The following is a 24,746-nucleotide window of genomic DNA, read 5'->3' on the forward strand; positions in this document are numbered from 1 at the left end:
GATCGCGGCGGCCCGGCGGTGGCCCGCGGCGCTCGACCCTGATAGAACCGTAGCCCGCGCGGAGAAAGACGATGGCCGCAACGCACGCCGACACCACGAACGAGCCCCGTACACGCCGGGCGTCGACGGCCGCCCGGAGGCTGCTGCGAGCCGCCGGCCTGTCGGTTGGCGTCGCTTCGATGTCGCTCGCGCAGGATGGCACCCAGCAGCAGCAACAGCAGGGCCGGCCCCAGGGCGAGCAGGCCCAGCGGCAGCAGCAGCGCGTCACGCCGCCGGCCGCGGACGACGTCATCACCATCAGCCCCTTCGCCGAGCCCGTGGAACTCCGCATCTTGCTGGACATCGCCGTCCGCGAGCTGGGCGTGCAGATCGCCGTCGACACCTCCCTGACCGGCACGGTCGTCATCACCCAGGAGCTGCGCATCCCGAGGAACGAATTCCTCGGCGTGATCAACTCGTTCCTGGAGCAGAACAACTTTGCGCTGGTGCCGGGCGCGCTCGAGGACTTCTACGAGGTTCGGCCAACCGGCAACATGCCCGTTACGACGGGCGACTCGCTGCCGACGACGCTGATCATCCGCACGCCCAACAGCAAGCCGAGCATCATGCAGCAGGCCATCTCCGCGCAGGTGGCGGCGACGAGCGGGCAGATCCGGCTGTCGGCGCTCGACGAGCTCGGCGTGCTGATCGTGACCGCGACGCCGGGCAAGGTCGTCGAGGTGCGGCGGCTGGTCGAGTCGATCCTCTCCGAGCGGAGCGAGCAGGGGCTGATTCCCTTCGACCTCCGCTTCGTGTCGGCCCCGGCGGCGCGGGAGCGGGTGCTCCAGTTCGCGGGCGTCGAGTCCCAGCAATTCGCGGTGCCCGCAACGCCCACGCGGGGGCAGGGCCGCGACGACGGCCAGGGACCCTCGATCGTGTCGGCCCTGAGCAACCTGGGCGAACGGCTGATCGTGGCGCCGACGGGCAACCGGCTGATCTTCCGCGGCACGCCCGACGAAGCCGTCCGCGTGGCCGAGCTGCTCGAGCTGGTCGACCAGCGGGACACGCTCGAGCCCCGGCGGTACTTCACGGGCACAGTGACGCGCGACATCGGCCGCTTCGCGGAGCTGCGGGGGCTCGGCACCGTCATCGAGGTGACCACGGCCGACGCCGCCGGCGGTCTTGGCGGGGTGGCCGCGCCGCGGCAGATCCCGGTGCGGGGCGTCGGCGTGGTTGGCGGCGATGCGGGCCAGCAGGCCGGCGGGTCGCTGATCGCCGTCGACGAGGCCCAGCAGTCCATCGTGTACTACGGCACGGCCGAGCAGCAGGACCTGTTCGCCGAGTTCGTCGAGCGCTTCCGCCCGGGCGACGACCAGATCATCATCCGTCCGTACCGGCTGTCCTGGGCGGACGCGGAATCGGTGGCCGATCTGCTGACCGAGCTCGTCGAGGGGACCCGCCGCGCGGTGGATAGCCCGTTCCAGCAGGGCTCGGAGCGCGTCGGCGCGCTGCCGCTGCAGCCCCCGCCGGGCCAGGTCCAGCAGGGCCAGACGCCTCTTGGCGATGCGACGGGCGATGTCCAAAGCGAGGAGGCGTTCGTCACCTTCGACGAGGGCACCAACCAGGTGTTCGTGCGGGCGCCGCAGCGGCTGCAGCCGCAGTTCGAGCGGATCATCCAGACCATCGACCGCCGGCGGCCGCAGGTGTTCATCGACGCGAAGATCGTGGCGGTGACGTGGTCCGACGACATGCGGCTGGCCTTCGAGACGCAGTTGATCAACGCCGGCGGCTCGGGCGGCGTGCTGCAGCAGAACTTCGGACTAACCGAGGCATCCGGCGACGCCACGGAGACCAACGTGGTGACCGACGCGCTGCTGGGCCTGACGGCCGCCGTCGTCCAGACCGACTTCGTCCCCATCATCATCAACGCGCTGCAGAACCAGGTGAACGGGCGGATCCTGGCGTCGCCGCAGTTGTTGGTGGACGACAACACCGAGGCGTCGATCGCCTCGATCGAAGAGCAGCCCTTCACGACCGCCACGCAGGGCAGCGAGACGACCGAGGTCTCCTTCGGCGGCTTCGAGGAGGCGGGCACCACGCTGACGGTAACGCCGCAGATCAACGCCAACGGCTTCGTCACGCTGTCCTACGACGTGGAGTTGTCGGACTTCATCGGGGCCGGCTCGGACGGCATCCCGCCGCCCAGGACGCAGAACAACGTCACCTCGGAGTCGGTCACGATCCCGAGCGATTCGACGATCGTCGTCGGCGGCATCACCGTGGACGACGTCGCGGACACGATCATCAGCGTGCCGCTGCTGGGCGACATCCCGCTCATCGGGCTGCTCTTCCGCGACACCAACCTCAGCGACAGCAAGACCACGGTCTACGTGTTCATCACGCCCACGGTGCTCTACAACCCGACGATCTCGGACTACGAACTGCTGACCGAGGGACCGCGGGAAGTCGCCGGCCTGGGCGACGACCTGCCGCCGCTGGAGACCTCGATGGTCCGCGTGCTGCTGCCGCTGGACATCGACGATCCGCTGCGCAGAGAGTTCGAGGAGCCCATCGAGATCGAGGGCCCCACGCCGCTGGGCGACGGGCGGTAGGCGATGGGCAAGCTCGCGCTGCGGGGCAGGGGCAACGGAACGAACGGCGACGCCGGCGCCAGCGGCGCTCCGTCGGGCGAGAACCTGCCGGGGGTCGCAAGGGCGCTGCGCGTCCCGCGGCTGACGGCCGAGGCGCTGCGGGCCTTCCGCCAGATGCCCGGCTCGGACACCGAGCCCTGGGACCTGCTGATCTCGGCCATGGCGACCGACGAGCAGACGTCGCTCAAGCTGCTAGCGGAGCGCACCGGGCTGCCCTTCGTCGCCGAGCCGCGCCTGAGCGAGTCGGCGATGCGGTTCTACGAGGTCGTGCCGCCGCCGGTGGCCCGCGAGCGGCACGTGGGCGGCGTGAAGAGCGACGGGCGGGTGATGACCGTCGCGACGGCGCAGCCCATGCAGCCGGCCTTCTTCGCCGAACTCGAGGACCACCTGAACATGCCGGTGCGGCTGGTGCTCACGCCCCGCGCGGTCGTCCAGAGCCTCGTGAACCGCGGCTACGAGCAGCGACAGGACCTCGTCTCGGAGATCATCGAGGAGATGCCCCTCGACGAGGGGGCCATCGCCAGCGCCGCGGGCTCGATCGGCTCGTCCAACGACCTGCTCGCGCTCGCGCGGCAGGGACCGGTCATCCGCCTGGTCAACATGATCCTCTTCGAGGCCCTGCGGCGGCGGGCCAGCGACGTGCACATCCACCCCGAGGAGACGCGGCTGACCATCCGCCTCCGCGTGGATGGCATGCTCGTGGACGCCTTCAGCCCCCCGCTGTCGCTGGCGGCGGCGATCTCCAGCCGCCTCAAGGTCATGACCGAGCTGGACATCGCCAACCGGCATTCGCCGCAGGACGGCCAGACGACCGTCCGCGTCGGCAGCCACAAGGTCGACATCCGCCTGAGCGTCATCCCGACGGTGCACGGCGAGCGGATCGTGATGCGCCTGCTCGACCAGGGGCAGACGCGGCTGAGCCTCGACACCCTCGGCATGACGCCCGAGATGCAGCAGGAGCTGCAAGAGACCGTCGATCGGCCCAACGGCATGCTGCTGGTCACGGGGCCCACGGGTTCGGGCAAGACGACGACGCTCTACTCGGCGCTCGCGATGGTCGACCGAGACAGCCGCAACGTGATGACCATCGAGGATCCGGTGGAGTACCGCCTCGAGGGCATCAGCCAGATGCAGGTCAACGTCAAGCGGGGCGTGACCTTCGCCACGGGCCTACGCAGCCTGCTGCGGCAGGACCCCGACGTCATCCTGGTCGGCGAGATCCGCGACCACGAAACGGCCGAGCTCGCCGTGCAGGCGTCGCTGACGGGCCACCTCGTGCTCGCGACGCTGCACACCAACGACGCGCCGAGCGCCATCCCTCGCCTGCTGGACATCGGCGTGGAGCCGTTCCTGGTCACCAGCTCGCTGCTGGGCGTGATGGCGCAGCGGCTCGTCCGCAAGCTGGCCACGAAGGAAGAGAAGGCCGAGACCGGCGAGCGCTACCGCGGGCGGATGGGCGTGTACGAGCTGATGCGCATGAACGACGAGCTGCGGACGCTGACCGCGCAGCGGGCCGATGGCGTGCTGCTGATGGAGGCCGCCAAGCGGGCGGGCTTCAAGCCGATGATCGAGGATGCCCGCGTCAAGGCCCAGAAGCGGCTGACCGACGAGGACGAGATCCGCCGCGTCCTTGCCTAGGGCGGATCCGCCGGCCCGGTCCATACGATCGCGAATGGGGGGACGCGACCCACGGCAGGGCGGCATGCCCGGGTCCGTCCGGACCGTCGGGGTGCTCGTAGCGTGCGCCATCGTGGCCGGCGTACTCGGGTGCGCGGTTGCTCTTCCGGCCGTGTGGACGATGGTCGACGTGCTTAGCAGCGCCCGGGCCGGCGATGCCGAGGTCGGCTGGCTCGGGCTGGGTGCATCGGGTGGACGGCGGCTGGCGCTGACCCTCGGCGTCGCGCTCGTCATCGCGGCGCTGGCCACCGCGCTGGGCTGGCCGATCGCGCGTGTGCTGTCGCGTGGCCCACGGGTCGCGTCGTGCGTGCTGGTCGCGCTGCCGCTGCTAATGCCGGCCTACCTCGCGTACTCGGGCTGGGGTGAGCTGCGGGCTCCCGACACCGTGCTGGGCCAGTGGCTCGCGCGGGGGCCGTCGTGGCGGGCGATCGCGTTCGGCAAGACCCTGGCGATCCTCGGGCTCGCGGCATGGTCGGCGCCGCTGGCGGCGCTGGTGCTCGCGCCCTCGCTGGCGACGGTTTCTCGGCAGCAGATCGAGGCGGCCGCCGGAGCCTCGCCCGTGCGGCGGCTGTGGCTGCACGCGCGGCTGGCCCGGGGAGCGCCTCTGCGCGCCGCGGCGCTGGTGTTCCTGGTGATGCTCGGGTCGGCGGTGCCCTTGCACCTGGCGCAGGTGGAGACGCTGGCCATCCACGTCTGGCGGACGCTGGCCGAGACGGGCCCGGACGGCCGCTGGCGGGCGTGGCTTGCCGCCTGGCCGCTGCTGGTGGTCGCGTTGGTCGCGGCGGCCTGGATCGCGGGCTCACTGACGCGAGGCGCCGCGCCCGGCGGGGTGGCCCCGCCACGCTGCCCGAAAGCGATGCGTGCGTTCGCCATCGGCATCGTCGGGGTCGGCGTGGTCGCGCCCGGCGCGTTGATGGCGTGGCGGGCGGGCGGAGTCGCGCCGATCGTGCGATTCGTCGACTTCCACGGCGCCGCGATCGCCGATTCGCTCGTGCTCGCCGCCGCTCTTGGCGGCCTGGGGGCGGCGCTGGCGGTCTCGGTGGGCTACCTGCTCGGCACGCGGGCGCGGCTGCTGGGCGTCGCGGCCATCGCCGGGCTCGCATTCACGGCGCTCACGCCCGGCGTGCTGGTCGGGGCGGCGTTCGCGCGGCTGGGCGTGGCGGCGTGGTGGCCGCTCGATGGCGTGACGCTGCACGCCCTGGCGATGCTGGCCCGCTTCGGCGTCGTGGCGGCCGTCGCGGGCGCGCTGATGGTCCGCGCCGAGCCGGTCGACCTGGCCGACGCGCGGCAGCAGCTGGGCGACGGCGGCCCGGCGTCGTGGCTGCGGGCGACGGCCCCGGCGACGCTCGGGCTCTCGTCGCTCGCCGGGCTCGCCACGGCGGCCCTTACGCTGCACGAGATCGAGGCGACCGTGCTCGTGCTGCCCGCCGGGCGCGGCAGCCTTGCGCAGGTGCTCCTGGATCTGCTGCACTACAACCGCGAACGGGACCTTGCGGCGGGCACGGCGCTCGTCGTCGCCGGCGGCTCGGCGCTCGCGATCGCGGCGGCCGGCGTCGCGGCGGTGCTCCGGCGGAGGGCATCCCGATCCCCGATCGGGTGAACCCCGGGCGCGATCCACCGGTAGGATGGCGGCGTGCAAGGAAGGCAGGACGCTCCGGATGGCCCCCGCGGCACGAGCCACCCCGCGCGGGGCGGGTGGGCCGCGGCATCGATCCGCGTCGTGCTGGTCGCCGCGGCCTTCATCCTGGCCGGACTCATGCCGGCGTGCGAGCACGCGGCCGGAGCACTCGAGCCGGCCGCGGTCCGCTACATCGGGCAAACGGGCACCTCGCCGGGCCAGCTGCTGTACCCGCGGGCGATCGACGCCGACGGCCGGTACCTGTGGATCATCGACAAGACCGCCCGCATCCAGCGGATGGACCCCGCGACCGGGCTCGTCGACCTGTGGTGGACCACCCCCGTCAGCGTGCTCGGCAAGCCGACGGGCATCACGGTGCTCGCCGACGCGGTGCTCGACGGCGAGGTCGTCGCCACGCCCGACCGGCCGCTGGTGATGGTCGTCGACACGCACTACCACCGCGTGCTGCTCTACCGCCCGCCGGATGCGCACGGCCCGGACATGCGCGCCCCCGCCGACGCCGAGATGATCGCGCGCTTCGGCGCGTTCGGCGACGGACCCGGACAGTTCGTCTACCCCACCGACGTCGCGGTACTGCTGGGCGAGGACGGCCGGACCATCGAGCGGTTCTTCGTGAGCGAGTACGGCGGCAACGACCGCGTACAGGCCTTCGACGACCGCTTTGCGTTCGAGTTCGAGTTCGGCGAGCCCGGAAGCGTGATGCTGGGCGACGAGGGCGTGGTCTTCGAGCGGCCACAGTCGCTGGCGATCGTGGGCGAGGAGCTGATCGTCGCCGACGCCTGCAACCACCGGCTGGGCCGATTCACGCTCGATGGCGAGCACCTGGGCTGGATCGAAGGCGATGCGTCCGATGCTGCCGACGGTGGCGACGACGAGGGCTTTCGGTATCCCTACGGCCTGACCGCGGTGCCGGGCGGCGTGCTGGTGACCGAATTCGGGGGCGGTCGCGTGCGGCGGGTCGACCTTGCGCGCGGCGGCTCGATGGCGACATGGGGCGGCTCGGGCGAACTCGTCTCGCCCTGGGCGGCGGCGGTCGTCGACGACGATCTGCACGTGCTGGATTCGAGGCGGGACCGCATCGCCGTGGCCGACGTTCCCGGGGGCGGATCGTGACGCCGGGCGGGCCGGTGCTGGCCGTGCTCACCGTCGGGCCGATCGAGTTCGCGCAGCCCGCGTGGCTCTGGCTGCTCGTGGTGCTGGTGCCGCTGACGCTGCTCATCGGCCGCAAGAGCCTCTCGGGCATGGCGACGGCGAGCCGCCGCGTGGCGCTCGGCGTGAGGATCGTCGTGCTGGCGATGGTGGTCGCGGCGCTCGCCGAGCCCCACTTGCGGGACGAGGCCGAGGACGTCGCGGTCACCGTGATCACCGATCGCAGCCGATCGGTGCCGCCGCCCGCGCAGCAGCGGGCCCGCACCTACGCCCGCGGCCTGCTGGACGCGCACAAGGCCCAGACCGATCGCTTCGGCAGCATCGCAACGGCGCGGGAGGCGTTCATCGGTTCGCTGCCCAAGACGCTGACCGACGACGTCGAGCAGACCTACAGCGGCCGCACCGACCAGACCGACCTGGCCGAGGCGCTCCGGCTCGGTCTGGCCATCCGCCCGCCCGATGCGGCCTACCGCCTCGTGCTGATGACCGACGGCAACGAGACCGCGGGCGACCTGCTGGCCGAAGCCCGCGCCGCCCGCGCCCAGGGCGTGCCCATCGACGTGCTGCCGCTGCGGTACAGCTACCGCAACGAGGTCATCGTCGAGCGGCTGCTCGCGCCGGCGACCGCGCGGCGAGATGAGAACGCCAACCTCCGCGTCACGCTCAACTCCGAGGGGCCCGCGGAGGGCACGCTGTCCATCCTCGCCAACGGGCGGCCCATCGACCTCGACCCCACCAGCGAGGGGCTGGGCGAAATGGTCTCGCTGCGGCCCGGTCCCAACACCTTCGTGGTGCCCATCCGCGTGCCCGCGGCCGAGGCGCTGCAGTTCGAGGCCGTCTTCGAGCCCGCGGGCGGTGCGGGCGAGCAGGACACCATCCTGGAGAACAACCGGGCGCTCGCCACGACGTTCGTCGCCAGCGAGGGCCGGGTGCTGGTGCTCACGCAGGAGGGCGGCGACGCGGGCGCGTTCGTGCGGGCGCTGCGGGATTCGGGCATCGCCGCCGATGTGCGTGAGGCGGCGCAGATCCCCGATACGCTCGCGGCGCTGAGCGCCTTCGACGCGATCGTGCTGATGAACCAGGCCGCCGCCGACTTCAGCTTCCAGGCCCAGGACCAGATCCGCCAGTACGTGCACGATCTGGGCGGCGGGCTCGTGATGATCGGCGGGCCCAACAGCTTCGGCGCGGGCGGCTGGCAGAACACGCCGCTCGAGGACGTGCTGCCCGTCCGCCTCGACCCGCCGCAGAAGCGGCAGCTGCCCCGCGGCGCGCTCGCCCTCATCATGCACTCCATCGAGATGCCCCAGGGCGTCTTCTACGGCCAGCAGACCGCCAAGGCCGCCGTCGACGCGCTGACCCGCAAGGACTTGGTGGGCATCAACGAGTTCACGGGCTTCGGCGGCAGCACGCGGTGGGTGCTGCCCATGAGCGAGGTCGGCGATCGCTCGCCGGCGTATCGGGCCATCGACGACCTGCGATTCGGCGACATGCCGACGTTCAATCCGTCGCTGCAGATGACCTACGACGCGCTCGTCGAGGCCGACGCGGCCGTCAAGCACGCCATCATCATCAGCGACGGCGACCCCAGCTACAGCAACCGCATCCTCGCGCAATTCCAGAAGGCGCAGATCACCATCAGCACCGTGGGCGTGTTCCCCCACTCGCCGGGCGACTTCAATTCGCTCAGGAACATCGCCCAGCAGACCGGCGGCAGGTTCTACCCGGTCACGCAGCAGGCCCAACTGGCGACGCTGCCGCAGATCTTCATCCGCGAGGCGCAGACCGTCAAGCGGCCGCTGATCTGGGAGGGCACGCCCTTCGTGCCCACCATCACGCCCGGGCTGACCGAGGCGATGCGGGGCATCCGCGGCGTGCCGCCCATCATGGGCTACGTCGTCGCCGGCGAGCGCGAGGGGCTCGCCATCGTCTCGATGCGGGGCAAGGAGAACGACCCCATCATGGCCCAGTGGCAGCACGGCCTGGGCCGCGTGCTGGCCTACACCTCCGACGCGCTGCCCCGCTGGAACACCATGTGGCTGGGCTGGGGCGAGTACCAGAGCTTCTGGGAGCAGCACGTCCGCTGGACCATGCGCGCCACCGGCGACGCCAACGTCCGCGTCACGACCGAGACCGACGGCGACCGCACCCGCGTCATCGTCGAGGCGACCGATCCGGGTGGCCGGCGGCTGAACTTCGCGCAGTTCGCCGGCCGCATCGCGACGCCCGACGGCTCGGGCGCCGAGATCAGCCTGCAGCAGACCGGCCCGGGCCGCTACGAGGGCAGCTTCGACAGCGAGGACGCCGGCTCCTACGTGCTCAGCCTGGGCTACGACGCGCCGGGCCAGGACGGCGCCCGCCTGGAGGGCACGGTGCAGGCGGCGGTCGATCGGCCGTTCGCCGACGAGTTCCGGGCGACCCAGGCCAACGAGGCCCTGCTCCGCCGCGTTGCGGAGCTTACCGGCGGGCGGGTGCTGCCCGACGATCCCGCCGCCGAGGACGCCAACGTCTGGCGGCGCGACGGCGTCGAGATGCCCGTGGCGCTCAGCAGCGTGTGGCTGCCCACCGCCATCCTCGCCATCGGCCTCTTCCTCGTCGACGTCGGCGTCCGCCGCGTGCGGATCGACGTCATGGGCTTCCTTCGCGTGCTGCGGCGCGGCGCGCGGTCGGGCGAGAAGACGGCCGCCCAGCAGATCGATGCGCTCCGCGAGGCCCGGGCCAAGGCCCAGCAACGCCTGGCTCGGCCCGACGCCGGCCCGAGCGAGAAGGTCCGCGCGGCGATGCGCGAGGAGGACCGCCGCGCCACCGCCAAGGCCCGCTTCGAGGTCGACGAGGCCGACCTCAAGGGTGCGGGGCCGAGCGTCGTCGAGTCGGCAGACGGCGCGGCCAGGCCGGCCCGGCCCGCGGCCGAAGCGGACGCGACAACCAACCAGGACGACGAGGGCATGTCGCGGCTGCTCAAGGCCAAGCGGCGCACCCGCGAGGAAATGGACGACCAGCAGTAGCACCCGGTTCCAGCACCCGCTCGGGGCGAATCGGCCGGAGGGAAGACCATGGCAGACAACCACGACATGCACACGCCCGAGGAGGTCAAGGCCGCCTGCAAGCAGTTCGGCGAGAGCTTCGTCCGCCTCCGCGAGGAAGTCGGCAAGGTGGTCGTAGGCCACACCGACGTGGTCGACGCGGTGCTCATCTCGCTCTTCGCTGGCGGCAATGTGCTGCTCGAGGGCGTGCCCGGGCTCGGCAAGACGCTGCTGGTCCGCACGCTGAGCGAGGCGCTGCACCTGGACTTCAGCCGCATCCAGTTCACGCCCGACCTCATGCCCGCCGACGTCGCGGGCACGACGCTGGTCAGCGAGGATCCCGAGACCGGCCGGCGGACCTTCGCGTTCCAGAAGGGCCCGATCTTCGCCCAGATCGTGCTGGCCGACGAGATCAACCGCGCCACGCCCAAGACGCAGTCCGCCCTGCTCGAGGCGATGCAGGAGCGGAGCGTGACCGTCGGCGGACAGACGCACGCGCTCGAGCAGCCCTTCATCGTGCTCGCGACGCAGAACCCCATCGAGCAGGAGGGCACCTACCCGCTGCCCGAGGCGCAGCTCGACCGGTTCCTCTTCAAGATCAACGTGGGCTACAGCCAGCTCGACGACCTCATGACGATCCTGGACCGGACCACCGGCGAGGACACGCCATCGGTCGAGCCGGTGATGGACGGCCCGGCCATCATCGAGGCGCAGCGGCTCGTCCGCGGCGCCATCGTCGCGCCGCACGTCAAGGAGTACGCCGCCCGGCTGGTCCTCGGCACGCACCCCGGCGGCCAGTACGCCGCGGGCGGCGGCGGCGGCCCCGTCGAGAAGTACATCCGCTGCGGCGCCAGCCCCCGCGGCGCCCAGGCACTCCTGCTGGGCGGCAAGGTTCGCGCCCTGATCGACGGCCGCTACCACGTCAGCTACGCCGACATCCGCGAGACCGCACTGCTCGCCCTCCGCCACCGCGTGCTGCTCAATTTCGAGGCCGAGGCCGACCGCATCGATCCGGACGACGTCGTCCGGAAGATCCTGGAGCTGACGCCGACCGAGCCGCTGACGACGAGGGTTGCATGATGAAGAAACTCCCTGCGATCGCCTTCTCCATCTTCGCCACGAGTCTCGTGTGGACCACGAGCGGGTGCGCCGGTACGAGTGAGGGGGCCGCACGCAGACATGCCGGGGAGATGCTCGTTGTGGTACAACGAGGCGATGAGTGGAAGCTGCACGAAGCGAGGCAACTCGCCGACGGCGCGGAGGCGCTGGGCTTGCGTGGACTGGTCGTCGAATTCGATGCGGAGTCCGAAGCGCGCCCGACTCCGTCCTTGCTGTTCGCCAGGCGGGATGAAGCTCCGTTCGAACTCGACGTGATGCTCTTCGCTGCGCAAGGTACAGACGCCATGGACGGCTGGCTGGAACTCCGGGAAACCAGCTCCGCCCGTGCAGGCGTCGATCGCCTAGTCGGCCACGTTCGAGTTCAAACCAGTAAGGGCTGGGCGCGCGTGCAGATTCCGATCGATTCCCTGGCCGACGCCCGGGAGCCGATGGAGCTCACGTGGATTCCAATGGAACAGGATTAGAAGACCGGAGCCGAAGAACCACGCATGCTGCGCACCGAGAACCCAAAACGCCCGCAGACCGTCGACGACCTGCTCGACGCCGCGCTCGTGGCGCAGCTGTCGCGCGTCGACATCCACAGCCGCAAGATCTTCCGCGGCAAGCTGCAAGGCGAGCGGCGGAGCAAGAAGCGCGGCGAGAGCGTCGAGTTCGCCGACCACCGGCCCTACGTCGCCGGCGACGACCTCCGCCACGTCGACTGGAACATCTACGGCCGCCTCGACCGCCTCTTCCTCAAGCTGTTCATGGAGGAAGAAGACCTCTCGCTGCACCTGGTGCTGGACTGCAGCGGATCCGCCGACTGCGGCAGCCCGAACAAGTTCGCGTTCATGCAGCGGGCGGCGATGGCGTTGGGCTACATCGGGCTGGTCAACCTCAACCGGGTCAGCGCGACCGCCATCGCGAGCTCGCAGGACGACAACGGCGACGGCACGGGCGTGCTGACCTCCGTCCGCAACCTGCGCGGTCGCCGAAGAGTGCACGAGCTGGGCCGCTGGATGTGCAGCCTGGAGCCCGGCGGCGACCTGCCCTTCACCGAGGCCTGCAAGCGGATCGCCCTCTCGCGGACCGGCCGAGGCGTGATGGTCGTGCTCAGCGACCTGCTCATCAAGGAAGGCTACGAGGACGGCCTCCGGCTGCTGACCGGCCGCGGCTACGACCTCGTCGTGCTCCAGGTGCTCAGCCCGCAGGAGCTGGAGCCCGATGCCGCCGGCGGCGTCGCGGGCGACCTCCGCCTGCGGGACGTCGAGGACCGCGACCACGCCGAGGTGACCATCTCGGCCCCGCTGCTCAAGCGGTACAAGAAGGTCGTCGAGGCCTACATGCGGCAGGCCCGCCTGTTCTGCGCCGCCCGCGAGATCACGCACCTGGGCGTCCGCAGCGACACGCCCATCGACACGCTGCTGATGGACTACCTCCGCAAGCGGGGGGTGCTGCGATGACCTGGCTCACCCCCGCCCTCGCCGGCATCGCCGCCGCGATCGCCATCCCCTCGCTGCTGCTGCTGTACTTCCTGAAGCTGCGTCGGCGGGATGTCGAGATCAGCTCCACGCTGCTGTGGAAGAAGGCCGTGCAGGATCTGCAGGCCAACGCGCCCTTCCAGAAGCTGCGTCGGAACATCCTGCTGTTGCTCCAGCTGCTTGCGCTGGCGGCGGTGCTGATCGCGCTCGCCCAGCCGCAATTCGAGGGCGAGCGGGCCACGCGGGGCCGCCACGCGATCATCATCGATCGCGGCGCCTCCATGCGCACCCTCGACGGCATCGACGGAGACGGCCTGCCGGGCGTGACGCGGCTCGAGGAAGCCAAGCGCCGCGCCATCGAGCTGGTCGAATCGCTCCGCGAGCCGGGCATCCTCTCCGGTTTCGGCGGCGACAGCTCGGCCGACGAGGCGATGGTCGTCGCCTTCGACAACACGGCCGAGGTCGTGCAGCCGTTCACGAGCGACCGCAGCCTGCTCCGCGCCGCGATCGAGTCCATCGAGCCCAGCGACGCGAGGTCGCTCATCGACGAGCCCCTGCGGCTCGTGCGGGCCCAGGCGCCCCGCCGCACCCGCGTCGACGAGCGCGACGGCGGCATCGTCGAGCTGCCGCCCGACTCGGTGGGCACGATCCACGTCTACAGCGACGGCGGAGTCGAGGGCGGCGGCGAGGTCGATCTGCACCCCGAGGACGTGATCGAGTACGTCGCCATCGGCGACGAGGACGCCGGCAACGTCGGCATCACCGCCATCGACGCCAAGCGGCAACTCCGCACGCCCGAGGAGGTCTCGATCCTCGTCGGTCTGCAATCGACCGCCATGGCCGAGCGCACCGTCGCGGTCGAGCTGCTGATCGACGGCGTGTCGGCCGCCGCCCGCAGCGTCACGCTGCCGCCGGCCGAGATGCGGTCGACCAGCGACGAGTTCGGCCGGGCCCAGGAGCGACTATCGCCGGCGACTGGAGGCCTGGAGTTCCGCATCGAGCGGGCGCGCGGCGCCACCATCGAGGCCCGCATCGCCGACGGCTCGGGCCTGGCGCCCGACGCCTTCGACCGCGACGACCGCGCCTGGGTCGTGCTGCCCGGCGCCAAGCGGCTGCGGCTCGCGCTCGTGACGCGGGGCAACCTGTTCCTCCGCGAGGGGCTCGGCGCATTGCCCGTCGAACGGGTCGAGGTCTTCACGCCCGAGGGCTTCGCCGGCATCCGCGACCCGTTCGCCCGCTTCGATGCCGTCGTGCTCGATGGCTGGCTGCCCGAGCCGCCCGAGGCCGCGCCCTTCGGACTGCCGCAGGGCGGCTGGCTTGTGTTCGATGCGGTGCCCGCCGGGCCCGAGGGGCTCACCGACCTGGGCGCAACGGGCCCGACCGAGATCGTCGACTGGTTCCGCGACCATCCGACGCTCCGGGGCCTCACGCTCTCGGGCGTCTCGATCTTCGAGGGGCGGCCCGTCGAGCTGCCCGAGGGCGGCGCCGGCACAGTCATCGCATCGACCAGCGAGGGGCCGGCCATCGTCGCGCTCGACTCTGCCCGCACCCGCGTCGTCTGCGTGCCGTGGAGCGTGGCCGAATCGACGTGGGGCCTGGATCCCAGCTTCATCGTGTTCCTGGGGCAGGCCGTCCGCTACGTGGCCGAGGGCGGCCCGGGCGATGCGCTGCGGGCCAGCCGCCCGGGCGACACGCGCATCGAGGTCCTGCCCCGCGGCGTGGAGTCGGCCCAACTGGTCAAGCCCGACGGCGAGCGGCTGGCGATCCCGGTGGACCCGACCGGCCGCGCCGTCGTCGGATCGCTCGCCGACGCCGGCCTGTACGCGCTGCGCTGGGACGGCCCGCCGGGACCCGCGGACGAATCGGTCGACGGCGACGCCCGCCGCCGCTTCGCGGTGAGCCTGCTCGACGGCGGCGAGTCGAACATCCGCACGGCCGCGACGCTGACCATCCGCGCCAACGAGATCGAGGGCGCCACCGCGGGCGGGGCCGCCGCCCGCGCGCCGAAGCCCGTGTGGCCCTGGCTGCTCGTCGGCGCACTCGCCATCCTCATGGTCGAGTGGTACGTGTACAACCGCAAGGTGCAGCTGTGATCGGCCTTCGGACGGTCGCGCTGCTGGCGGCGCTCCTGGTCCTGGCGTGCGGCCCGACGCGCGGGCAGGATTCGACGCCGGCCGACGAATCGACGGGCACGGCCGGCGACGCAGTCGAGGCGCAGCTCGCGAGCCCCGTCACCGTGCTGCTCGACATCGGGTACGCGGGTGTGCTGCCCGGGGGTGCGTGGGCGCCCGTGCGCGCGGTGCTCACCGGCGGCGACGATCCCGTGCAGGGCGTGCTCCGCCTCCGAGTGCCGGTGTCGGCCGACGAGACCATGATCTTCGAGACGCCGGCGGCGACGACGCCGGGCCGCGAGACCATCGTGCCCTTCGCGGCGTGGATACCCCAGGAACTCTTCGAGCTCTCGATCGAGTTCGTCGACGCCCGCGGCCGCCCGATCGCCGGATCCCGATACACGCGGACGGGCGAGGAGGGCACCATCCGTCTCACCGCGACCACGCCGGCCTCGGTGATGCACGCCGTTGCCAGCCCCTCGCTCCGCACCGCCCTGACCGACATCGGCGTCACGGTCTCGTCGGCCATCCCGCGGACGATCGGCGGCGCGCCGTGGATCCCGGGCAACGCCATCGCCTATGACGGCCTCGATGCCCTCGTTGTCGACGGCCAGCGGGGGCTCGCGCTCGAGCAGCCGAACCTGCGGGCGATGCGCGAGTGGCTCGCGGGCGGCGGATGCCTCGTCGTCGCCAATGCGGACGAGCTCAACATCGAGGCAATCCTGGGCCCGCTGCGGCCCGAGGGGCTGTCCATCGGCCAGCCCGAGGACGCCGCCGTGCCGGGCATCGAGGGGGCACGGCTTGTCCGGCCTATCCGCCTGTCGCCCTTGCCCGCGGGCTGGACCGGCGAGGGCGATCTGGGCGGCGGCCGATGGGTCTACGCCAGCGGGCCGGTCGGCATGGGATGGCTGGTGCTCTCGGCCTACGACCCGGATTTCCTAGCCGACGACGGACTGCGGGGTGCTTCGATCGACGCGTGGCGGGGCGTCCTCCGCACGGTCTTCGAGTCGGGCCGGGCGCAGCGATTTGATCAGGCGGCCCTCGGCGACTACGGACCCACGCGCGACGAACGCGCCACGCTGCTTGCGTACGACAAGATCGGCGAGGTGCCGCCCGTTGGGCTGGGCATCGCCGGCGCAATCTTCCTGCTGGTGCTCGGGCTCGCGGTCATGGTCGGCCTCGGCGATCGGCTGCTGCTGCGGCGGCTGCACGCCACGTCGAAGTGGTGGCTCACCTCGCTCGCATGGATAGGCGTCGCGTCGGTGGCCGCGTACTGGATGCCGTCCCTCGTCCGCGACGGACCGACGCTGGTCACCCGGCTGCGGGTCGTCGACGTGCACCAGCCCGCGGGCGTCGCCCGCGTCCAGGGCATGGCGGGCGTGTTCCTCAACCAGCCGCGGTCGATCGAGCCGGCCGACCGCGGACGGCCGCTGTGGCTCAGCCCGCAGGCCAACCCCTACGAGTACCGCGTCGCGCGCGGATCGGCGACGGGCGGGTTCCGGATGCGGCCGACCGCGGGCGGCTACTTCTGGCCCCAGCCCATCCGCTCGGGCATCTGGACGCTGACGACCCTTCGCGAGCAGGGCGTCGCCGCCACGCCCGCGTCGGCCGAGGTCACCCGTGAGAACGGCGCGCTGCGGCTGCGGCTGTCGGGCATCGACGCCGATCGCCTGCTGCACGCCGCGGTGCGGACCGGCGGCCGCTGGTGCGACCTGGAGCGCACCACGCCCGCGAACAACGGACGCGACCTGGTCTTCACGCCCGCGGCGTCGGCCTGGAGCGAGTGGCCCCCCCGCGTCTGGACGCCCCGAACCGATGAGCAGCGCTCGAGTCGATGGTGGCGGCCCGAGGAACCCCTCAGCCGGGGGCTGAGCCGACCGGGCGAACTGCTGGGCCTGCCCGACGCCTCGACCAGGACGCCCGCGCTCGACGCCCTGAGCGACGACGACGGGTGGGCCGTCGTACACCTGCACCTGCGTGACGAGGAGCCCGGTTCGATCGACGCGGGCGACGCCCGCCACCTGACGCACACGATCTGCCGCATCGCCGTCCCGGTGCGCGGCGACGCCGCCTCCGGAGCCGACCCATGATCGAGGCCCGCAAGCTGACCAAGCGATACGGACGCGTGCTCGCGCTGGACGACCTGACGCTGGACATCGCCGCGGGCGAGGTCTTCGGCTTCATCGGCCCCAACGGCGCGGGCAAGAGCACCACCATGAAGATCCTGGCGTGCCTGCTGCGGCCCGACTCGGGATCGGCCACCATCGACGGGTTGGACATCCACCGCGACGGCCGCCACATCCGCCGCATCATCGGCTACATGCCCGACTTCCTGGGCGTGTACGAGGACCTGACCGTCGACGAGTACCTGCAGTTCTTCGCATCGGCCTTCGAGGTCCCCCGCGGCAAGCGGCGCTCGGTCGTCGACGGCGTGCTCGAGCTGACCGACCTGACCGACAAGCGGCGGTCGCCCGTCAGTGGCCTAAGCCGCGGCATGACCCAGCGGCTGGGCGTCGCCCGCGTGCTCATCCACGATCCCAAGGTGCTGCTGCTCGACGAGCCCGCCAGCGGCCTGGATCCGCGGGCCCGCATCGAGATGCGAACGCTGCTCGCCGAGCTGGGCCGCATGGGCAAGGCGCTGATGATCAGCTCGCACATCCTCAGCGAGCTGGCCGAGCTGTGCAGCACCATCGGCATCATCGAGAAGGGCGCGCTGCTGTACGCCGGCTCCATCGAGGAGGCCTACCGTCGCGCCGGCGGGGGCGAGCGGATCCGCATCGCGCTCGAGGACGGCCTGCCGCCCGAGGCCGCCGTCGGCGTGCTCCGCGACGACCCCCGCGTCGCCCGCGTGCGCGAGGCCGACGGCGAGCTAGTCGTCGAACTGGCGGCCGACACCTCGGGCCGCCACTTCCTCATCGAGCGGCTGAGCGGCGCCGGCGGCCGCATCGCCGCCATGCGGCCCGAGGAGGTCAAGCTCGAGGATGCCTTCCTACGGCTGACCAAGGGCACCGTGCAGTGAGCGAGCGTGCCGACGCCCCCGATCGGAGCACCCCCGCCGCCGGCGGCTTCGCGCCCGCGCGGTGGGCGTACCTCGCGTGCCGGCTGTTCGTGGGCCCGATCTTCCAGCGCGAGGTGCAGGCGATCGGCCGCCGCCGCGCACCCTACCTGGTCCGCGGCCTGTACGCGCTCGCCCTGCTGGGCCTCACGACGCTGATCTTCCTGGCGACGTGGGACGGCGCAGGCGGCAGCGCCGCCAGCCGGCAGGACCAGCTCGAGGACATCGCCCCCGCGATGCTCGCCGCCGTCGCCATCGGCCAGATGGCGATGCTGGCGTTCATCGCGCCGGTACTCACCGCCGGCGCCATTGCCGACGAAAAACGCACCCGCACCCTCGCCACGCTGCTGACCACCCCGCTGGGCAGCGGCGGGCTGGTCGTCGGAAAGCTCGGCGCCCGCACCGTGCAGCTCGTCATCCTCGTGCTGCTGCCCACCCCCATGCTGCTGGCGCTGCGGGTCTTCGGCGGCATCGAGGCCGAGGCGGTGCTGGCCTCCACCGCGCTGGCGCTGTCCCTGGGCATCCTGGCGGCGTCGGTGTCGCTGCTGTTCTCGATCTGGAACACGCGGACGCCCACCGTCGTCTTCTTCGCCCTGTGCTCCACGGTGCTCATCGTCGCCGGGCCCATCGGCTGGCACATGCTCATCAACCTGACCGGCCTCGACCCGAGGTGGCTGCCCGAGCTTCGCGCCGTCACGCCGCTCACGCAGATGCTGCTTGTGATCCCCGAGCTGGCCCAGGACCTGGGCTACACCAGCGTGGCCCAGCTCCGCGACCGCTGGCTGCTAGGCATCGCGTACAACCTCGCGTGGTCGCTGGCGCTGGTCCTGCTGGCGATCTACATCCTGCGGGGCACGCTCCGCCGCGAGATGGGCGAAGAGGCCGGCTGGTCGATGAGGCGACGGACCCGCGAGCAACCGGACGACGCGAAACGCCGCCAACGCAGTCGGCCCCGGGCCGCCCCGTCCCGCGATCGCGACGCGAGGACCATCGGCGACCGCCCCGTGCTGTGGCGCGAGCTGCGGCAATCGGCGCTGGGCGGCCCCAACCAGACCTTCGCCGCCGGCGCCATCGGCGTGTCGATCCTGCTGATCGTGTACGTCACCGCGGGCATAAGCCACACTGGCATCACGCCCACGGCCCTGATCATCCTGCTGCTGACCGTGACCGCCCAGACGGCGCTCTCGGCCCCCGCCGGCCTCGCCGCCGAGCGGGACGGATCGAACTGGGACGTGCTGCTTGCCACGCCGGTGACGCCAAGCCAGATCGTGCTGGGCAAGGCCCTGGGCGCCATCCGCCGCATGTGGCTGCTGCCCGCCGTCGTCGGCATGCACCTGGTCCTCGTGATGGCGACGGGCTGGTTCCACCCCATCGGCGCGCTGCACGCGCTCTTGGTGGTCGGCGGCGCGATCGTCATGCTCAGCGGCACCGGCGCCATGCTGGGCTTGCTGTGCCGCCGCGGCACGACCGCGTCGGTGCTCAACCTGGGCCTGCCGCTGGTCCTGTGGGTCGCGCTGCCCATCTGCGTAGGCCTGTGCGTGCAGCTCATCGGCATGGACTACGACACGACGCAGGCGCTCGGCGGCGTCATCCAGATCAGCAACCCGTTCTACGTCCTCGCCGAGGCCGCCATGACCGGCGTCGCCGAGAACGACGCCTATCGCTACTTCCTGCGGTACGACCTAGCCTGGTCCGAACGCGACGTCCGGCCGCTGGAGTTCACGGCGTTCGCGCTGGCCAACGCCGCGATCATGGCGAGCCTGGGCGTGGCGGCCACGCTCGTGGCGATCTGGCGGTTCAACCGCTGGGCGGGACGCTCGAGCTAGGGCGAGCCGGGCCGGCGACGCGGCTCACGCCACGACCATGATCTCGTCGAGGCCCTTGCGCTGCAGCTTCGGCACGACGCAGTCGTCCGCCGGATAGCCCACGGGGATCAGCAGGAAGGGCCGCTCGTGGTCGGGCCGCTGCAACACGTCCTTGAGGAAGCCCATCGGGCTGGGCGTGTGCGTCAGCGTCGCGAGCCCCGCATGGTGCAGCGCCGCCAGCAGCATGCCGGTCGCGATGCCGACCGACTCATTGAGGTAGTACACCTGGCCGCCATCATCGGTCTTGGCGAGCTTGAACACCACGATCAGCCACGGCGCGATCTCGAGGAAGGGCTTGCGCTCGTCCGTGCCGAAGGGCCGCAGGTCCTCGAGCCACTCCTCGCTCGCGCGCCGCTGGTAGAACTCCCGCTCCTCGGCCTCGGCAGCGGCACGGATCTTGGCCTTGACCTCGAGATCGCCCACGGCCACGAACCGCCAGGGCTGCTTGTGCGCTCCGCTGGGCGCGGTGCCCGCCGCCCGGATGCACTGCTCGATGACCGCCCGGTCTACCGGCCGATCGCTGAACATCCGCACCGTCCGCCGGCGATCCATCACGTCGGCGAAGCGCCGAGCCGCCTCGAGCGATGGTTCCTCGGGGGTGTAGGGGTCGAGGGGGATGAACGTCTCGGGGTCGGATGCCATGCGTGATTATGACCCGGACGAACCGCCGCCGGCGACAGGATGCCCGGCATCTCCGGCGGTTGCCGCGCCAAACCCGAGGACGAACCCCCGCATCGATCACCGCCCGATCGCTACCCTCCCCGCATGGCGGACATCAAGCCCACCACCATCGCCCAGTACCTTGCCACGCTGCCGCCGGAGCGCAAGAAGCTCATCCAGGCGGTCCGCAAGACGATTAAGGCCAACCTGGATCCCAAGCTCAGGGAGGGCATCCAGTACGGCATGATCGGCTACTTCGTGCCCCACTCGGTGTACCCGCCGGGCTACCACTGCGACCCCAAGCAGCCGCTGCCGTTCGCGGGCATCGGCAACCAGAAGAACCACGTCGGCTTCTACTTCTTCTGCGTGTACCAGAGTGAGGACGTCAAGAACTGGTTCGTCGATGCGTGGAAGAAGACCGGCACCAAGCTGGACATGGGCAAGGCCTGCATCCGCGTCAAGACCCTCGACGACGTGCCGCTGGGGGTCGTGGGCGAACTCGTCAGGCGCGTGACGGCCGATGAGTTCATCGAGACCTACGAAGGCCACTTCGGCGGCACGCACCCCGGCAAGAAGGCGGCGGCGAAGAAGACGGCAGGTCGAACAACCAAGACGACGGCCAAGAAGGCAACCAAGAAGACCAGCAAGTCGGCATCGAAGCGCACATCCAAGAAGACGGCCAAGACGAGCCGGAAGAAGGCGCCCGCCCGCCGGTCTCGCGGCTAGCGGTCCCGCGGGCCTAGCCGCGGAGCCCCAGGCCGCACTCGGGGCAGAGGCCCTCGGCCGTCGACTCGCCCGTGTAGCGGCACCGCGGGCAGCCGACGTCCGGCACCGCGACGATCCATCGGCTCAGGATGCCGGCCGTCGCGGCCAGCGCCGCGCCCACGGCGAGCATCGCCACGCCGTGGCTCATGGAGTGGCCCTCGCCGACGCCGACGTAGATGTTCCACCCGAGGCTCAGCTTGCCCAGCATCAGGCCGAAGGCCAGCCGCGCGAGCACGAGGTACCCCCCCGCGACCAGCAAGAGCACCGCCAGCAGCCGCAGACCCCACAGCACGGCCGCTCGCGTCGTGCGTACCCGCTGGATGTGCCGCGCCTCGTCCAAAACCATGTCCCACCATACCCGCCGGCGGGACCTGCGGCTGCATTACAATCGGCGTCCACGACGGCCACGAGGCGATCGAGGGGAGGCGTGATGCTCGGAGACATCTTCGACGGCGGCGACGGTCCACGGAGCGGCGGCGGCTCGGGAGCGGCGGCAACCAAGATCCGCCGCCTCGAGGACCGCATCGACCAGCTCGTGCTCATCAACATGGCCATGTGGTCCATCCTCAGCGAAAAGGCCAGGGTTGGAGAGGACGAGCTGATCGCCCGCGTCGAGGCCCTCGACCTTGCCGACGGCCAGGCGGACGGCAAGATGCGAGTCGCCATCATGGACTGCCAGGCCTGCGGACGCCGGCTGAACATCCGCCACCAGAAGTGCCTCTACTGCGGCGCCGAGATGCAGGGCAAGAGCGCTTTCGACAAGGTGCTGTAGGTCCTACGCCTATCCCGGAGAGTCCGGCGGCTTCCCCGCCATCGCGGGGCTCGTTGGGACGGCCGCCCCCGCCGAACTACCCTGCTGCATGCCGCGGCGCGTGCTGCACGACGAGTACTTCAAGAAGGCCAAGGCCGACGGCTACGCGGCACGCTCGGCCTACAAGCTCCGCGAGATCCAGGAGAAGCGCCGCCTGCTGCGGCCGGGCGACGCCGTGCTCGACCTGGGCTGCGCCCCGGGCTCCTGGCTGCAGGTCGCCGCCGAGATCGTGGGGCCCCGCGGTCTGGTCGTGGGCGTCGACCTCCAGGCCGTCCGCGCGGGCCTGCCGCCCGGCGTCGAAACCCTCCGCGGCGACGTGACCCGCATGCCAGCCGCCGACATGCTTGCGCCGGTCGTCCGGCATCGGGGCAAGGGCGCCCTCTTCGACGCCGTGCTCAGTGACATGGCCCCGAGCACGAGCGGCGCGGGTGACCACTACAAGTCCGTCCGGCTGTGCGAGGCCGTGCTCGATCGGCTGCGCGAGCTGCTCCGCCCCGGCGGCGCCCTCTGCTACAAGGTGTTCGAGGGGGAGACCTATCCCGACCTCGTCGCGCGCACCGCACGCGCGTTCTCGTACTGCCGGGGCATCAAGCCCAGGGCCACCCGCGAGGTCTCCAGCGAGATGTACGTCGTCGCGCGGGGCTTCGAGCCCGCGGCGCAGCAGGTCGTGCGGCCCCGCGGCGTCGCCACCCCGCCACCCGAGCCGCGCGAGGGCTGGCAGGCGTGACCTTCCTCGCCCCGCTGGCCGGCATCATCGCCGGCGCCATCACGGTGCCGACGCTGGTGGCCTTCTACCTGCTCAAGCTCCGCCGCCGGCCCGTGCGGATCAGCAGCACGCTGTTCTGGGACGCCGCCGTCCGCGACGCCCAGGGCAACATCCCCTGGCGGCTCGTGCGGCCGCACGCGCAGTTCTTCCTGCAGCTGCTCGCGCTGCTGCTGCTGCTGCTCGCGTTTGCCCGGCCCGCGATCCCCGGCACCATCGGCTCGCGGCTGATGATCGTGCTGGACGCCTCGGCATCGATGGGCTCGAGCGACGCCGAGGACGACGGCGAGCCCCGCACCCGATTCGATGCCGCCCGCGACCGCATCCGCGACCGCCTCGGTGAGCTGCTCGCCGGCGGCTCGGCGCGGCAGGTCATGCTCGTGTCGCTCGCGCAGGAGGCCACGCCGCTGACGCCCTGGACGGCCAACCGCGGCGTGCTGCGGGCGGCCCTCGACGCCGCCGAGCCCACCGACCAGCCGGCGTCGATGGACGCCCTCGCCGAGCTGATCGAGGCCGCCACGGGCGGCGACCAGCTGCCGCTCGATGCCGAAGAGACCGAGGCCGGCCCCCGCCGCCTCGACGTCCTGCTGGTCACCGACGGCGACCTGCCCACGACGAGCGATCCGCTGCCGGCGAACATCGTGGTGCAGCGCGAGCGTGTGCCACTGGGCGATGCGTTCGCGGGCGTCGGCAACGCCGCGATCGTCGCCGCCAGCGCCCGGCGGGACTACGACGACCCCGCGAGCCTCCGCGTGTTCGCGCGGGTGCAGGCCGTGGGCGGCGCGATGCGGCCCACGCTCGTGCGTGCGGCCCTGGACGGCGAGGTGGTGGCCGAGCGATCGGTCGATCTCTCGCCGCCCGCCGAGGGCGACGCCCGCGACGCGACCGCGACGGTCAACCTCACCATCGATGCACCCTCCGAGGGCGTGCTGTCGCTGCTGCTGCCCGGCGGCGACCTGCTGCCCGCCGACGACGCCGCCTCGCTCTGGCTCCGCACCGCCGGCCGCCCCCGCGTCGTGCTCGTGATCCCCGACGGCGGCATCATCGATCCGCAGCGGCCCGGGCCCGCGTGGCTCATCGCCGCCGTACTCGAGGAGATGGACCTCGGCGCGCTCCGCGTCGTCCGCGCCTCGACCTGGGCACAGCTCGCCGCCGGTCGCGAAACCCCGCCCTTCGACGTCGTCGTATTCGATCGCGTGGCGCCCGATCGCCCGCCACGGATCCCCTCGATGCACTTCGGTCCCCCGCCACCGGTACCGGGTCTGGCGATCGGGGCGGCCACGCCCGGTGCGCTTCCGCTGACGCGCGTGGTCTCGTGGCGCCGCACGCATCCGCTGATGCGGGACCTCGCCCTCGACCAGCTCGTCGTCGCCGAGCCGCTGATGATCGAGAACGAGCCGGATGGGGACTCAGAGCCGGGACCGAGCGCTGGCGTGACCACGCTCGCGACGGGTGAGCGCGGCCCGCTGATCGTCCTCGTCGAGGATCGCGGCCTCCGCCGCATCTGGGTGGGCTTCGAGCTCGCCCAGTCGTCCTGGCCCCGGCTCGTCAGCTTCCCGCTGTTCCTCGCCGAGGCGGTCGACTTCCTGGCCCTCCGCGGCATGCGTGACGCCGCGGTGGCCTTCCGCACGAGCGAGGCCGCCTCCATCCGCCTCTCGTCACCAAGGGACCGCGTGGAGTTCGCCGGCGGCGGTAGCGGCGACACGCGGCTTGTTCGGCAGTTCCGCTCGCCCGTGTCGACGCCCCGCCTCGGCGCGATACCGCGCGCCGGGGTCTACACGCTCGTCGACCCCGTGCCGGGAGACCAGCGGGCCCTGGCCGTGAATCTGCTCGATCCGCGCGAGAGCGCGCTCGCGGCGGGGGTTGCGTTCGAGAGCGAGGATGCCGCCAGCGGCATCGGTCCGCAGGCGGGCGACGGCGGTGAGCGGGACGTATGGCACTGGTTCGTGCTGGCCGCCCTGGCCATCCTCGCGATCGAGTGGTTCCTCTCGGCCCGGGCACTCTCGAGCTGAGTTCGTGTCG

18 protein-coding genes are annotated in these 24,746 nt (G+C 71.8%); 16 read left to right on the forward strand and 2 right to left on the reverse strand.

The annotated features are described in order from the left end of the window. Nucleotides 1-71 precede the first annotated feature (71 nt). The 12 genes from AAFX79_05000 (at nucleotide 72) to AAFX79_05055 (ending at nucleotide 19,686) form a co-directional block, all read left to right on the forward strand. Nucleotides 72-2,591 carry a secretin N-terminal domain-containing protein gene (locus AAFX79_05000; GenBank protein MEO1007901.1) on the forward strand — a complete coding sequence of 840 codons (2,520 nt, stop codon included), beginning with the start codon at nucleotides 72-74 and terminating at the stop codon, nucleotides 2,589-2,591. Nucleotides 2,592-2,594: 3 nt separating this feature from the next. Continuing rightward, nucleotides 2,595-4,268 carry a GspE/PulE family protein gene (locus AAFX79_05005; GenBank protein ID MEO1007902.1) on the forward strand — a complete coding sequence of 558 codons (1,674 nt, stop codon included), beginning with the start codon at nucleotides 2,595-2,597 and terminating at the stop codon, nucleotides 4,266-4,268. Nucleotides 4,269-4,302: 34 nt separating this feature from the next. Next, complete coding sequence (locus tag AAFX79_05010; protein ID MEO1007903.1) at nucleotides 4,303-5,907, forward strand: hypothetical protein; 1,605 nt, start codon at nucleotides 4,303-4,305, stop codon at nucleotides 5,905-5,907. 33 nt (nucleotides 5,908-5,940) lie between these two features. Next, a complete protein-coding gene (locus tag AAFX79_05015) occupies nucleotides 5,941-7,059 on the forward strand; it encodes a hypothetical protein (protein ID MEO1007904.1) in 1,119 nt (372 codons plus the stop codon). Then, nucleotides 7,056-10,097 (forward strand): glutamine amidotransferase, encoded by a 3,042-nt coding sequence (locus AAFX79_05020; GenBank protein MEO1007905.1) that lies wholly within the window; start codon nucleotides 7,056-7,058, stop codon nucleotides 10,095-10,097. Before AAFX79_05015 ends, AAFX79_05020 begins: the two co-directional genes overlap by 4 nt. 66 nt (nucleotides 10,098-10,163) lie before the next feature. Continuing rightward, nucleotides 10,164-11,195 (forward strand): MoxR family ATPase, encoded by a 1,032-nt coding sequence (locus AAFX79_05025; GenBank protein ID MEO1007906.1) that lies wholly within the window; start codon nucleotides 10,164-10,166, stop codon nucleotides 11,193-11,195. Beyond that, complete coding sequence (locus AAFX79_05030; GenBank protein ID MEO1007907.1) at nucleotides 11,192-11,698, forward strand: hypothetical protein; 507 nt, start codon at nucleotides 11,192-11,194, stop codon at nucleotides 11,696-11,698. Before AAFX79_05025 ends, AAFX79_05030 begins: the two co-directional genes overlap by 4 nt. 24 nt (nucleotides 11,699-11,722) lie before the next feature. Then, nucleotides 11,723-12,676 carry a DUF58 domain-containing protein gene (locus AAFX79_05035; protein MEO1007908.1) on the forward strand — a complete coding sequence of 318 codons (954 nt, stop codon included), beginning with the start codon at nucleotides 11,723-11,725 and terminating at the stop codon, nucleotides 12,674-12,676. Continuing rightward, complete coding sequence (locus AAFX79_05040) at nucleotides 12,673-14,787, forward strand: VWA domain-containing protein (GenBank protein MEO1007909.1); 2,115 nt, start codon at nucleotides 12,673-12,675, stop codon at nucleotides 14,785-14,787. Before AAFX79_05035 ends, AAFX79_05040 begins: the two co-directional genes overlap by 4 nt. Continuing rightward, on the forward strand, nucleotides 14,784-16,895 hold the full coding sequence (locus tag AAFX79_05045; GenBank protein MEO1007910.1) for a hypothetical protein: 2,112 nt from the start codon (nucleotides 14,784-14,786) through the stop codon (nucleotides 16,893-16,895). The genes AAFX79_05040 and AAFX79_05045 overlap by 4 nt, the downstream gene beginning before the upstream one ends. Continuing rightward, nucleotides 16,892-17,824, forward strand: a complete 933-nt coding sequence (locus AAFX79_05050; protein MEO1007911.1) for an ABC transporter ATP-binding protein — start codon at nucleotides 16,892-16,894, stop codon at nucleotides 17,822-17,824. Before AAFX79_05045 ends, AAFX79_05050 begins: the two co-directional genes overlap by 4 nt. Beyond that, nucleotides 17,821-19,686 carry an ABC transporter permease gene (locus tag AAFX79_05055; protein MEO1007912.1) on the forward strand — a complete coding sequence of 622 codons (1,866 nt, stop codon included), beginning with the start codon at nucleotides 17,821-17,823 and terminating at the stop codon, nucleotides 19,684-19,686. Before AAFX79_05050 ends, AAFX79_05055 begins: the two co-directional genes overlap by 4 nt. Nucleotides 19,687-19,710: 24 nt before the next feature. Here AAFX79_05055 and AAFX79_05060 read toward each other — a convergent pair whose 3' ends face one another. Beyond that, nucleotides 19,711-20,367, reverse strand: a complete 657-nt coding sequence (locus tag AAFX79_05060) for a nitroreductase family protein (GenBank protein MEO1007913.1) — start codon at nucleotides 20,365-20,367, stop codon at nucleotides 19,711-19,713. 123 nt (nucleotides 20,368-20,490) lie between these two features. Between AAFX79_05060 and AAFX79_05065 the strand changes: the two genes are divergently transcribed. After that, nucleotides 20,491-21,111 carry a DUF1801 domain-containing protein gene (locus AAFX79_05065; GenBank protein MEO1007914.1) on the forward strand — a complete coding sequence of 207 codons (621 nt, stop codon included), beginning with the start codon at nucleotides 20,491-20,493 and terminating at the stop codon, nucleotides 21,109-21,111. A 13-nt stretch (nucleotides 21,112-21,124) separates the two neighbouring features. Here AAFX79_05065 and AAFX79_05070 read toward each other — a convergent pair whose 3' ends face one another. Next, on the reverse strand, nucleotides 21,125-21,496 hold the full coding sequence (locus AAFX79_05070) for a hypothetical protein (protein ID MEO1007915.1): 372 nt from the start codon (nucleotides 21,494-21,496) through the stop codon (nucleotides 21,125-21,127). Nucleotides 21,497-21,580: 84 nt separating this feature from the next. On the opposite strand from AAFX79_05070, the gene AAFX79_05075 reads away from it, so the two are divergent. From AAFX79_05075 to AAFX79_05085, 3 genes are all read left to right on the forward strand, one after another. Further along, complete coding sequence (locus AAFX79_05075; protein ID MEO1007916.1) at nucleotides 21,581-21,922, forward strand: hypothetical protein; 342 nt, start codon at nucleotides 21,581-21,583, stop codon at nucleotides 21,920-21,922. 88 nt (nucleotides 21,923-22,010) lie between these two features. Then, nucleotides 22,011-22,688 carry an RlmE family RNA methyltransferase gene (locus AAFX79_05080; GenBank protein ID MEO1007917.1) on the forward strand — a complete coding sequence of 226 codons (678 nt, stop codon included), beginning with the start codon at nucleotides 22,011-22,013 and terminating at the stop codon, nucleotides 22,686-22,688. After that, nucleotides 22,685-24,736: a VWA domain-containing protein gene (locus AAFX79_05085; protein MEO1007918.1), complete on the forward strand. Its 2,052-nt coding sequence runs from the start codon at nucleotides 22,685-22,687 to the stop codon at nucleotides 24,734-24,736. Before AAFX79_05080 ends, AAFX79_05085 begins: the two co-directional genes overlap by 4 nt. Nucleotides 24,737-24,746: the final 10 nt, after the last annotated feature.

It is taken from the genome of Planctomycetota bacterium, assembly GCA_039819165.1.
Lineage (GTDB): Bacteria > Planctomycetota > Phycisphaerae > Phycisphaerales > UBA1924 > JAHCJI01.

Excerpts from the sequence above, each read along its gene's own strand:
- AAFX79_05000 (MEO1007901.1), top strand. The coding sequence starts at position 72 with ATGGCCGCAACGCACGCCGACACCACGAACGAGCCCCGTACACGCCGG.
- AAFX79_05005 (MEO1007902.1), top strand. The coding sequence starts at position 2,595 with ATGGGCAAGCTCGCGCTGCGGGGCAGGGGCAACGGAACGAACGGCGAC.
- AAFX79_05010 (MEO1007903.1), top strand. The coding sequence starts at position 4,303 with ATGGGGGGACGCGACCCACGGCAGGGCGGCATGCCCGGGTCCGTCCGG.
- AAFX79_05025 (MEO1007906.1), top strand. The coding sequence starts at position 10,164 with ATGCACACGCCCGAGGAGGTCAAGGCCGCCTGCAAGCAGTTCGGCGAG.
- AAFX79_05030 (MEO1007907.1), top strand. The coding sequence starts at position 11,192 with ATGATGAAGAAACTCCCTGCGATCGCCTTCTCCATCTTCGCCACGAGT.
- AAFX79_05035 (MEO1007908.1), top strand. The coding sequence starts at position 11,723 with ATGCTGCGCACCGAGAACCCAAAACGCCCGCAGACCGTCGACGACCTG.
- AAFX79_05040 (MEO1007909.1), top strand. The coding sequence starts at position 12,673 with ATGACCTGGCTCACCCCCGCCCTCGCCGGCATCGCCGCCGCGATCGCC.
- AAFX79_05050 (MEO1007911.1), top strand. The coding sequence starts at position 16,892 with ATGATCGAGGCCCGCAAGCTGACCAAGCGATACGGACGCGTGCTCGCG.
- AAFX79_05060 (MEO1007913.1), bottom strand. The coding sequence starts at position 20,367 with ATGGCATCCGACCCCGAGACGTTCATCCCCCTCGACCCCTACACCCCC.
- AAFX79_05065 (MEO1007914.1), top strand. The coding sequence starts at position 20,491 with ATGGCGGACATCAAGCCCACCACCATCGCCCAGTACCTTGCCACGCTG.
- AAFX79_05070 (MEO1007915.1), bottom strand. The coding sequence starts at position 21,496 with ATGGTTTTGGACGAGGCGCGGCACATCCAGCGGGTACGCACGACGCGA.
- AAFX79_05075 (MEO1007916.1), top strand. The coding sequence starts at position 21,581 with ATGCTCGGAGACATCTTCGACGGCGGCGACGGTCCACGGAGCGGCGGC.
- AAFX79_05080 (MEO1007917.1), top strand. The coding sequence starts at position 22,011 with ATGCCGCGGCGCGTGCTGCACGACGAGTACTTCAAGAAGGCCAAGGCC.